Origin of the sequence: Microcoleus sp. BROC3, from assembly GCF_036702515.1 — a bacterium.
Lineage (GTDB): Bacteria > Cyanobacteriota > Cyanobacteriia > Cyanobacteriales > Microcoleaceae > Microcoleus.
This window is the reverse complement of the sequence record NZ_JAUBTQ010000102.1, coordinates 1-10,290: the sequence shown is the minus strand read 5'-3', so window position 1 is coordinate 10,290 and position 10,290 is coordinate 1. Positions and strand designations below refer to the sequence as shown.

At 47.0% G+C, this 10,290-nt stretch carries 10 protein-coding genes; 9 read left to right on the top strand and 1 reads right to left on the bottom strand.

Translation table 11 applies throughout. The features are described from left to right. Nucleotides 1–344 precede the first annotated feature (344 nt). Entirely contained in the window at nt 345–914 is a 570-nt protein-coding gene (locus QUB30_RS32005; protein ID WP_333342118.1) for a phycobilisome protein, read from the top strand. Between the two features lie 298 nt (nt 915–1,212). On the opposite strand, the gene QUB30_RS32000 is transcribed toward QUB30_RS32005, so the two are convergent. After that, nucleotides 1,213–2,121 (bottom strand): phosphodiester glycosidase family protein, encoded by a 909-nt coding sequence (locus QUB30_RS32000; protein WP_333342116.1) that lies wholly within the window; start codon nt 2,119–2,121, stop codon nt 1,213–1,215. 201 nt (nt 2,122–2,322) lie between these two features. Between QUB30_RS32000 and QUB30_RS31995 the strand changes: the two genes are divergently transcribed. From QUB30_RS31995 to QUB30_RS31960, 8 genes are all read left to right on the top strand, one after another. Further along, nucleotides 2,323–3,132: a pentapeptide repeat-containing protein gene (locus tag QUB30_RS31995; protein WP_333342114.1), complete on the top strand. Its 810-nt coding sequence runs from the start codon at nt 2,323–2,325 to the stop codon at nt 3,130–3,132. Between the two features lie 13 nt (nt 3,133–3,145). Beyond that, nucleotides 3,146–4,054 (top strand): HEAT repeat domain-containing protein, encoded by a 909-nt coding sequence (locus tag QUB30_RS31990; RefSeq protein ID WP_333342113.1) that lies wholly within the window; start codon nt 3,146–3,148, stop codon nt 4,052–4,054. A gap of 309 nt (nt 4,055–4,363) precedes the next feature. Beyond that, nucleotides 4,364–4,942 carry an HAD family hydrolase gene (locus QUB30_RS31985; RefSeq protein WP_333342111.1) on the top strand — a complete coding sequence of 193 codons (579 nt, stop codon included), beginning with the start codon at nt 4,364–4,366 and terminating at the stop codon, nt 4,940–4,942. 374 nt (nt 4,943–5,316) lie between these two features. Further along, nucleotides 5,317–5,991 (top strand): HEAT repeat domain-containing protein, encoded by a 675-nt coding sequence (locus QUB30_RS31980; RefSeq protein WP_333342109.1) that lies wholly within the window; start codon nt 5,317–5,319, stop codon nt 5,989–5,991. A 270-nt stretch (nt 5,992–6,261) separates the two neighbouring features. Beyond that, nucleotides 6,262–6,816 carry a bleomycin hydrolase gene (locus tag QUB30_RS31975; RefSeq protein ID WP_333342108.1) on the top strand — a complete coding sequence of 185 codons (555 nt, stop codon included), beginning with the start codon at nt 6,262–6,264 and terminating at the stop codon, nt 6,814–6,816. A gap of 84 nt (nt 6,817–6,900) precedes the next feature. Next, nucleotides 6,901–7,395 carry a bleomycin hydrolase gene (locus QUB30_RS31970; RefSeq protein ID WP_333342106.1) on the top strand — a complete coding sequence of 165 codons (495 nt, stop codon included), beginning with the start codon at nt 6,901–6,903 and terminating at the stop codon, nt 7,393–7,395. Between the two features lie 374 nt (nt 7,396–7,769). After that, nucleotides 7,770–9,050: a HEAT repeat domain-containing protein gene (locus QUB30_RS31965; RefSeq protein ID WP_333342104.1), complete on the top strand. Its 1,281-nt coding sequence runs from the start codon at nt 7,770–7,772 to the stop codon at nt 9,048–9,050. 54 nt (nt 9,051–9,104) lie between these two features. After that, nucleotides 9,105–9,716, top strand: a complete 612-nt coding sequence (locus QUB30_RS31960; RefSeq protein ID WP_333342102.1) for a HEAT repeat domain-containing protein — start codon at nt 9,105–9,107, stop codon at nt 9,714–9,716. Nucleotides 9,717–10,290 lie beyond the last annotated feature (574 nt).

The window sequence follows — 10,290 nt, the reverse complement described above, 5'->3', positions numbered from 1 at the left end:
AATTGTAGGGACACGGCACTGCCGTGTCCTCTGTGGCTAATATTAATTCCGATGCTACCGGATTTGATATAATTTTTGGAGAACAGTCAAAATTTAAACAATCTTCAATTAGCCTACTCCCGATTTAAGTGGGTTTCGGGTTGAATCGGCATAATAAAGTCGAGTCAACAGTTAACAATCAACCATTCAGTTTTTCGACCCCGAGTCAACAGTCAACAATCAACAATCATTTCGCTCGTGCAACCGGAATTGATATAAGTTGGTTTCGGGTGATGGCGACGATCGCAATTGCGGTAAACTTCAAATATGCCATCTGCTAGTAATTATCGATCGATGTTTTGTCTATGACTCTCCAATTAAGCGAAAAAGCCAAAGAATTAATCCCGAAAGCCCGAATTGTCAGCTTAGCCGCCTGGGAAAGTTCCCACTCTCCTGCAGAAATCCAACTCTTTCAAGCTGCTGACGATGCAGGCCGCTATCTCACCGATGAAGATTTACAACAACTTCACTCATCCGAACCAAAATCGGTTAGTAATGCCAAGTTCCTGCGCGACAGTGCGGCGGATATCGTATCCGAAGCCCGGGAACAAGTTTTAGCGGAATATCCCAATATTTCTCAGCCTGGAGGCGACCTTTATCCCCCAGCCAGGGCAGAAGCTTGTTGGCGAGATTTCTGGCATTTTCTCCGCTGCATTACCTATGGAATTGCGGGAAATACCGCCGAATTTACCAGCGATGAAGGACTGCATTACATGAATTTGCTTTATCAAGAATTGGGCGTTCCTTTGCCGGCAATGGTGCTGGGTTTGGAAGGTATCAAAGCGGCTAGTTTGAAGCGGTGCGATTCTGGCGATCGAGCAAAATTAGCTCCTTATTTCGATCGTTTGATTGAAAAGTTGAGCCAGTTTAGTTGATATTACAGTCGAGGGTTAATTAAAGCGGGCTTTAATATCAAAATCGGCGATTTAATTGCTGCTAGACAAACCAAGTCCCAGCCAGGAGAGAGTGACTAAGAAATAGAGCGGCTATTTAAGCCGAATTTGGTCTTAAGAATGTACGCGCACCCTCTTGATTTGAGTCTGCACAGGCAGACTTTGTTTGTCTGGGAGTGGTTTCAACCGCCGATTATTTACAACCTGTGGCTTGGGCGCAGTGCACGGTACAATCGGTTTTAACCCGCGATTATCGGAGATGAAAGCGCAATTTACAACCCTAATTCTCCCGCGCGTAAAACCCTAAATGATTGGAAATAGGACGTTCCTGCATGGGTATTTTATTCTGAATCGGAGCATTCAACAGTTTCGTTCCTGACGGCGATGCTACTGCAAAAGTTACCGATCCGCCACCATCTAAATTTAGCACTGTCTCGGCTCCCAACTGCATCGAAATGTCAGTGATTTCGCTCAGTTTCAGACCTTCACTGTAAAGCCTCTGCTTGCCGTCTGCCAGAATTAACCACAACTTGTCGCCTGTTTTGTCGATCGCCGCGACTGCACGGGGATAGGGTCGATCCTGTTTGCGTTCTTCCTGACTTTGTGTTACGGGTTTGCCATTTTTCACCAGCAAAGTATCTCCGGCAACTGCATGGGCTGTTCCCGAAGGACAAGTGCCGTTTTCGATTATTTGAGCGCGGTTTGTGGCATCAAAACAAAGGGCGGGAAAGTTTGAATGTGGTTGAGAATAAGCTTGGCTTTTGGCAATGGCGTGTCCGACATTATTGACTCGATCGCCGCTGCGGGGATAGTAATCCCAAGGTGTTTCCTCAATGCAGGGATAAAAAAAATTGGCGTTGACTGCTAATTGCAATTTAAATTCTTTCAGGAATTCAGTAGCGGTGCGGGCATTGGTTTCTGTTAAATCGGCTGTTGGGTTTCCGGGAGTGACAAAAATTCCTATTCCCGGTGCTTTTAGGTCGATGCTAACAATGTGAATTAGGGTGGGACGCGGATTAGGCAGAAATTCCCTGCGGTAGGCTATTCCTTGAAAGAGCGATCGAGCTTCGTTTGTTTGTTTGGGACGCAAAAAGTAGGGAATGTTGTAGAGTAGTATTGGTGCGAGCAATATTCCGAGACCGATGATAGGCGCAATTTGTTTGATATTGGGTACAGCAGTTAGTTTCATTTGGTGAAAGAGATTTTTTTTAAACGAACCGCGAAGAAGGGAAGGACGCCAAGCAAGAGAAGAGAGAGAAGAGAAGAGGGTATAAGCTGTCGCGCATTTAAATTGTAGATTCAGGGCGGGCGGGACGCCCACCCCACAAGACTTTAATTTTTTTTGACATACCATTTAAATGCAGAACAGCTTATTCACATTTTTTGAAATATGAATTATTCTGATTCCAATAATTTTAGCAATCAAATTTTACGAAATCGATCGTTCCGAGGACAAGTTCTTAACGGTGCTGATTTCAGCGGTGCGGATATTCGAGGCTGCAATTTTAGAAATGCTCAGTTAGCGGGTGCGAATTTTATCGGTGCGAAAATCGGGCTTTCTCGGCGACAGATTGCTGTTTTGAGTGCTGGGGCGATCGCGATTTGTTTCGTTGTGGGCGATGTTCTGACTCGACTGATTTTGGGAACCCAAGGACAGGTACCGGAGTCTGGCAGTTGGCCTTTTGTTCTGTTGCTGTACGGGGTATTGAGCGCTGCTGGCTTCGCTTCGGCGATCGCCGGCAAACAGCCAGAAACCTCAAAAGCGGGTAGATTTGCACGAACAATTTCTGCTATTCTATCAGGAGCTTTGTTGGGATTTTTCTATGCTGGCACTGCAACTAATAAGAATTCCCAGGCTGCTATTGCTGGAATGGCGATCGGCGGGGTGTTAATGTTTTTTGTGAGTTCCCGGATTCGCAGCCAATTGGCAAAGGTGGCGATCGCATCGGCTGGAAGTGTGGCGGCTTACGCAGCGGCTTTTTTGTTCAGTGCAACGGCTAGCGCTTTTGTCAGCACTCACAAACTGTTTTGGGGTGTGTTTTTCGGTTTGCTGTCGCTGCTTTATCTTTGGTTTGCGTTTGTGTCTTTCTCTGCTATTGTTGGAGAAATTGGAAATGCTGAGGGTACTTCCTTCACAGGGGCAAATCTCGCTGATGCTAAGTTCGATATGAATTGCATCAATCTAAAATCTAAAATTTAAAATCTCAAATCCCATGACTGACATTCTAACAGCAATCGATCCTGCAGAAAGCGACGCTTTGCTGCAAACTGTGAGGGAGCAAATGGCCCTCAAAACTTTCAATCCCAACGATAGCGAACTTCTCAAAAAGATGGTCGAATGTATGGGAGATTCGCGGGGAATGATGCGGCTAAATTTTGCCGAAACCCTCGGCTCAATCGGCAAACCTGCAACTCCTTTTTTGCTGGAAGCTCTAGCACATCACCCCAACCCTGTTGTGCGCAGGGCAAGTGCTAAAACGCTGACTCTGATTTGCGATCCGATCGCCCTTCCCAACCTGCTAGAAGCTTTTTTGCACGATGAGGATACCGTTGTCAAAGGTTCTTCTGCTGCCGCTCTCGCCCAGTTGGGCGAACCGTCAGTACCGCATCTGCTGGAAGTTTTAGCCTCGCCCAAATATTCTGAAAATACCAAAGGACACGCGGCTTGGGCTTTGGCGTTTATTGGCTCGAAGGCGAAAGAGTCTTTGTATCGAGAAATCACCTCCGATTCGGTTGAGGTGCGGGCTGCTGTTGTGGGGGCGATCGCCAAAATCGCTCAAGAAGAACCCGAAGAAGCTGCCTTCAACTTGTTAGTTAATGCTCTCACAGATGCTGCTGAAACCGTGCGAATCGAAGCAGCATCGGCTTTAGCAAATACTGCTTACAAACCCGCCATTCCCAACCTCGTCGAGTTGCTGCACCATGCGAGTTGGGAAAGCCGAAAAGCGGCGGCTCTGGCATTGATGAAAATTGGCGTTAGCGAAAATCCGCCGGAGTTTTCTGTTGTTTTGGAACCGCTGGCATCTGCTTTGAATCAGGAGTCGGAAGCGCAAGTGCGGCAGGTGCTGCAACTGGCAATTTCGCAGATTGAGAAAAAGTCGGGGGAGGAAGAGTGGGATTAAAGACAAAGCCTGCGGTTTCTAACCGCGCCTGCACAAACAAAACCCACTCCAAGTGGGTTAAAAGAATCTTTACTCGATCGGCTCTTGACATTTCGGGAGCATCTCATATTTGTAAAAATACTTCTTTTGGCTCCTTCCTTCTTCCTCTTTCCTTCTGCCTCCTGCCTCAAAACTCCTGCCTCAAAACTCCAATTTATAGCTTGGCTGCTTTCATTGAGATGCTCCCGTGCTCGTATGCCTTCCACCTGGATTAACTTGGAGGCTCTCTAGAAGGCTGCCCGGGAACTACTCACTCGACTTGGCAACATCATGGCATTAAAAAAAGCAGTCTTTTTAGACAAAGACGGAACCTTAGTGGTCGATGTCCCCTGCAACGTTGACCCGAAGAAGATTTTCCCAGTCAGTAATGCAGTTGCGGCATTACGACTATTGTCGGAACTTGGCTACAAGTTGTTGGTTATCACCAATCAATCGAGTATAGCGCGGGGTTATTTCTCTGAACAAGAGCTAATTTTGTACCTACACGAACTTGATACCCTCTTTAGGGAGAGTAACATTATTTTAGATGGGTTTTACTACTGCCCTCATGATAAATCAGCAGATTGTGATTGCCGCAAGCCGAAGCCAGGAATGATTCAGAAAGCAGCTCACGAGCATGGTATTGATTTAGCCGCGTCTTGGTTCATTGGCAACACCCTGAACGATGTTGAAGCGGGTTATCGGGCAGGATGTCGAACAATTTTGATTGACGACGGCAATGAAACATTAGAGGAGTTTAATCGCGATAGCTCTTCGCTGCTGCAAAGCGCAGAGCGCATCCCTCACTACATTGTTCCCGACCTTTACAGCGCCTCACACATTATCAACAGTAAAAGTAATTCATTGTGACTCTGGGTACGAGTCGGTTCGAGCGGTGTCTGAGGTTCTGAATGGGAAGCGGGCGATTCGCAAGGCACAAGCTAAGGCTCTGGGTGATTATTTTAAAATCTCACCGAGCTTGTTCATTTAATTGAAATGTGTGCAGTGGACACCCTACTTTTGAATAGTAATATCGTTTCCGATAGCATCGGAATGATACCGAGGACACCGCGAGTGTCCGGTGTTCCTACGCGGATTAATTGTAGGCACACGGCATTGCACTCGCGGTGTCCTGACTGTGGGTAATATTAATTCTGATGCTACCGGAGTTGGTATAAGCGGCGCAATTCGCACCATCCATTTATATATTATACTGTTACCAATTACTAATTGTTGATTACAAAATGAACAGCGATCGCCTGAGTGAAATTGAAAATAACCTGCGCGCGCCAGCACTGAATGTGCGCAAAAACGCCTTAGACGAACTTGCAGAAATCCCCGCCGATATCGCTGTCCCTATTCTACAAAAACTAGCCAGGGAAGAAAATTTTGCCCTGCGCCGCCTTGCCGTCATGGGCTTGGGAAATCACCGCAGCGAAGCATCTTTTCAAGCTTTGCAACAGACGATCGCAGAAGAGGAAGATGGTAATGTAATCGCTGAGGCAGCTAATTCTATTTTTGACTTTGGCGAGCCAGCAATTCCTATACTTCAACAGCTATTCGAGATTTCCGATAACTGGTTGGTTCGTCAAACGGTAATCTCTTTGTTAGTGGAAACAGATCGCTTTGACGTATTGTTGGCCCTAGCAATAGCAGCCCTCAAAGATGAAACGCAAACCGTTAGAGAAGCTGGTATTCTTGCTCTCAAAAAAGTCTTAAGCTCGCCTTTGAAGGGTGAAGCTTTAAGTGTGTTAACAATTATGGCGCAAGATTCATATTGGCGGAACCGGTGGCGGGCGGCGATCGCTCTCCACGGTAGTCAAGACTCCCAAGCTAAGCAGTTGCTGTCCCAACTCCAGCGGGACGAGCATTGGAGGGTAGTCGCCGCAGCTTTAGAAGGCACATTGGCAGAAAAATGAGGAAAACCCAGCAGCCAGCACGATCGACCCCATCGGGTCAATCAACCATACATATGGTTTCGCAAATGCCGACGAACTAAGGAGGGGCTTCGTCGCAGCCCGAAATCCTCCCAATGCCGGATGCCGGATGCCCCATGCCCCAGGCAAGTAAATGTTACAGATTATTACTTTGTTTCTAATAAATGAGACTGGAAGGCCCGTTGTCTTTTATGTTCAAAGTCGACTTGTTAAATAACAAGATTTCTACCTTTTATTCACAAGGAGAGCTCAATGCTAGACGCATTTTCCAGAGCCGTAATCACGGCAGATGCCAAAACCGGTACAATTGGTGGCGCTGAACTCGCTGCACTGAAAAGTTTTATTGCTGAAGGCAACAAGCGCTTGGATGCAGTAAACGCGATCGCCAGCAACGCTAGCTGCATAGTTTCTGATGCCGTCGCCGGCATAGTCTGCGAAAACCAAGGCTTGATTCAAGCCGGTGGCAACTGCTACCCCAACCGCCGCATGGCTGCTTGCTTGCGCGACGGCGAAATCATCCTGCGCTACGTTAGCTACGCTCTGCTGGCTGGTGATGCTTCCGTTTTGGACGATCGTTGCTTGAACGGCTTGAAAGAAACCTACAGCGCTCTGGGCGTCCCTTCTGGCCCCTCAGCCCGTGCAGTTCAAATCATGAAAGCTAGCTCCGTTGCTCACATCAACAGCACCAATACAGAAGCTCAAGCTGGTAACCGCTTCCGCAAAATGGAAACAGCTCAAGGCGACTGCTCCTCTCTGGCTTCTGAAGCTGCTAGCTACTTTGATCGCGTTGCTTCTGCTCTGAGCTAGTTAAAGCAGGCCAATAGTTACTGGCTCCCTTGCCAGTTGAATTGAAACAAACTGTCAAAAATCTATTTCTGGAGATCTCAGAACATGAAATCAGTAATCACCACAGTAGTTTCGGCTGCTGATGCGGCGGGGCGTTTCCCCACCTCCTCTGACTTGGAGTCCGTTCAAGGAAGCATTCAACGCGCTGCTGCTCGTTTAGAAGCTGCTGAAAAGCTGGCTGCTGGAATCGATGCAGTTGCTAAAGAAGGCTACGATGCTTGCATCAAAAAATATCCTTACTTGAACAACGCTGGCGAAGCCAACGAAACTCAAGTCAAGAAAGACAAGTGCCTGCGCGACATCAAGCACTACCTGCGCTTGATCAACTACTCCTTGGTAGTTGGCGGCACCGGCCCTCTCGATGAATGGGGTATTGCCGGTCAACGCGAAGTTTACCGCGCCTTGAACTTGCCTACAGCTCCTTACGTTGCTGCTTTGGCGTACACACGCGATCGCGCTTGCGCTCCTCGCGATATGTCTCCTCAAGCATTGGTTGAGTTCCGTGCTCTCCTTGACTACACGATTAACTCTCTTTCCTAGAAAGTTCGATCGCATAATTGACGGCTAGGTTGGACGCAAGTTCGATCGGTCGTAGGGGGACTCTTGGGACGCTGCGAAAGCCTAAATCGGGTTTAGTGTCGCGCTAAGAGTCCCTTAACTGTGGGAAGATTAAAATCGTAATAGCAGATGTTGAAGGAAGAAGGCTACAGCGGCTAAGCTGAGCGGGTAAAAAGAAGCAAGAAGGAAGAAGGAATCGACCGATGTTTCAGCAATTAATAACGTCTTAACCGTCTTAGCGGTTGCTATAATAGGTAATTGGTAATAGTTCAGAGGTCAGAGGTCAGAGGTCAGAGGTAATTGGTAATTGGTAACGGGGAATTGGTAACGGGGAATTGGTAATTGGTAATTGGTAAATGGATAAACGTTTTTTTAATTTATTTAATCTGACAGAAGAACAAGCGATCGCCATTTTGGAAACGCCGGCGGACAAACTCGACGACCCTTACGACCGCTACATTGCAGCCTCTCATTTAGTAAATTTTTCTACAGAACAGTCGATTGCAGCCCTGATTGGGGCCGTGGAAAATCCAGACCAAAACCTAGACAATCGCGCAGTTCGCCGCAAAGCATCAGAAACCTTGGGACGCTTGCAGGCAAAAGTTGCACTAACCTCCCTCCACTCTTGCTTGCACGACGATGACTGTTACGTGGTAGAAAATGCAGTCTGGGCGATCGGGGAAATCGGCACGCAAAATCCCGATATTTTAGAAGATATTGCTCAACTCCTAGACAAGCCCGGTCAAAGTTATCGAGTAATTATTCAGGCTTTGGCGAAGTTGAATTACACAGCAGCACTCGATCGAATTCGCAAGTTTGCAGACTCAGAAGACGAGATGATTCAAGGTGCGGCTATCACCACCACCTGCAACTTTTCAGGGGATTACTCGCAGATGTCGCGCGTGGTTGAAATGCTGCAAAGCATCAATGTTAACGCTCGCCGCAGCAGCATTCAAGACTTAATTGATGCCAAATATTACAAAGCAATTCCTGAGATTTCCCGCTGTCCGGTGTCTGTGGTTTTTCGCCTGCGGGCTGTGCGGATGCTGGCGAGTGTCGGCATACCGGCCGGAGAGATTACTTTTGCAGAAATTGAACCGATTCTCGATCGAATAATTTACGATCGGCCCGACGACCTCGATTTAGTGCACGAATACGACAAACTGCCAAGCCTCGAATTTGCAATTAAGGAACTCTACGAAACCGATTTTGGGCGCTGTTATCTGGCAACCAAAACCCTCCTAGAATCCTACAAAAATGAAGCAGCGGATGCCTTACTTGCAACTTATGCAGAATCAGCGTACAACGATTACGGCGCGCACTATCACGTCATGAAACTGCTCGGCTGGCTCAAATACGCCCCTGCTTTCAATTTACTAATAGAAGCGCTGCACAACCGAGAACCGCAGTTCCAAAAATCCCGCGCCGCCGCAGCCATCGCCCTCGGCGAAATAGGCGACCAGCGCGCTATTGCGGAACTAAAAATTGGCCTGGAAACTCCGATTTGGGATTTGAAATATGCTAGTTTGATGGCATTGGAAAAATTAGGAGACAACAGCGGTTGCGAGATTTTGGCGACCGATGAGGATTTGCTGATTCGGGCAAAAGCAGCGAGTTTAAGCGCAGCAATATTGTAATTAACGAGATTTGTTAGTTACCAATTAGCAATTACCAATTATCGAGATTTAACAATGCCTAAAGAAGAATTGTTCCAACAGCTAAAACATCCAAATCCGCACCTGCGGAAGCGGGCAATGAGCGAATTAGCAGAAACCCGCGACGAAACCACTATTCCCCGATTGATGGGAATTTTGGATGAGGAAGATGTCGTTTATCGCCGATCGGCAGTACAAGTTTTGGGGATAATCGGTGCTGAGGCTGTACCGCCGCTGGTAGATTCTCTACTCAATAGCAAAAATGTCACGATTCAGGCGAGTTGTGCCAAGGCATTAACGGCGATCGCTGTCAACTATCCAGATCTAACTTTTCCCGAACTCGGAATGCAAGGGCTGCAAAAAGCACTCAGCGATCCGAATCCGGTCGTTTACATTTCCTCTGTGATGGCACTGGGACAAATTGGCTTGCCGGCGTTGGAAATCTTGACGGAGGCGATCGAAAATACTGACAATATTGCCTTAGCTGTGGCGATAACAGGTGCGTTGGCTACGATTGGAGGTACAAAAGCGAAGCAGGTTTTGGAGGAGATGGCGGCTAATCCCGATGCCGATCCTTACATTCGCGAGTCTGCCGAAAGTGCTTTGTCTCGGTTGCAGCAGGTGAGTCAGTGGAATTCCGGCGGTTAGTTGGAGTGAGTGCGATCGCTCATTCATTTAATATAAGTAACCGGATAATCAGGATTGGCTGGATTCGGAATTAATTGCTGATTTTTAGAGTAAACCAAAAAATTTAACTTCTCTAAAACAACCTCACCACTCCGCTTCAGGGGGCGACAAGCGCCCCCAAACCATTACAGGTTAGCGTTTTTGTTTGCTCGACCCCTCATAAAAATTTGAGCTTATTGATAAAAATAGATCAAAATATAAAAAGTCCACAGTTGTGATAAAAAACGCGATAAAAAACAAGGGTATCGCTAATACCCCAAGACCCAAATCAATAATATGTTACCGTCATTCTATCACGATATCCTCGAAAATAATCTTACTCCAGCACAGTTACTTACCCTGAAGATGTGCGCGCGTGTTGTTACAATCTCAGAAACAAGTGAGGATAGAACGATTAGCCGCAATTTTGGCATTACCCATATTACAAAATAGTCGCCGCCGTCACATACAAGGATTTTTGGCGTTGCTGAATCAAGGTATGAATGTCCCAGGAATGGGAATATCGTCAAACTTCAAGTAATGTATTAATAACTTA

Coding starts and splice junctions, on each gene's coding strand:
- QUB30_RS31970 (WP_333342106.1), top strand. CDS start 6,901: ATGAAATCAGTAATCACCACAGTAGTTTCGGCTGCTGATGCGGCGGGG.
- QUB30_RS31965 (WP_333342104.1), top strand. CDS start 7,770: ATGGATAAACGTTTTTTTAATTTATTTAATCTGACAGAAGAACAAGCG.
- QUB30_RS31995 (WP_333342114.1), top strand. CDS start 2,323: ATGAATTATTCTGATTCCAATAATTTTAGCAATCAAATTTTACGAAAT.
- QUB30_RS31990 (WP_333342113.1), top strand. CDS start 3,146: ATGACTGACATTCTAACAGCAATCGATCCTGCAGAAAGCGACGCTTTG.
- QUB30_RS31960 (WP_333342102.1), top strand. CDS start 9,105: ATGCCTAAAGAAGAATTGTTCCAACAGCTAAAACATCCAAATCCGCAC.
- QUB30_RS31980 (WP_333342109.1), top strand. CDS start 5,317: ATGAACAGCGATCGCCTGAGTGAAATTGAAAATAACCTGCGCGCGCCA.
- QUB30_RS31975 (WP_333342108.1), top strand. CDS start 6,262: ATGCTAGACGCATTTTCCAGAGCCGTAATCACGGCAGATGCCAAAACC.
- QUB30_RS32005 (WP_333342118.1), top strand. CDS start 345: ATGACTCTCCAATTAAGCGAAAAAGCCAAAGAATTAATCCCGAAAGCC.
- QUB30_RS32000 (WP_333342116.1), bottom strand. CDS start 2,121: ATGAAACTAACTGCTGTACCCAATATCAAACAAATTGCGCCTATCATC.
- QUB30_RS31985 (WP_333342111.1), top strand. CDS start 4,364: ATGGCATTAAAAAAAGCAGTCTTTTTAGACAAAGACGGAACCTTAGTG.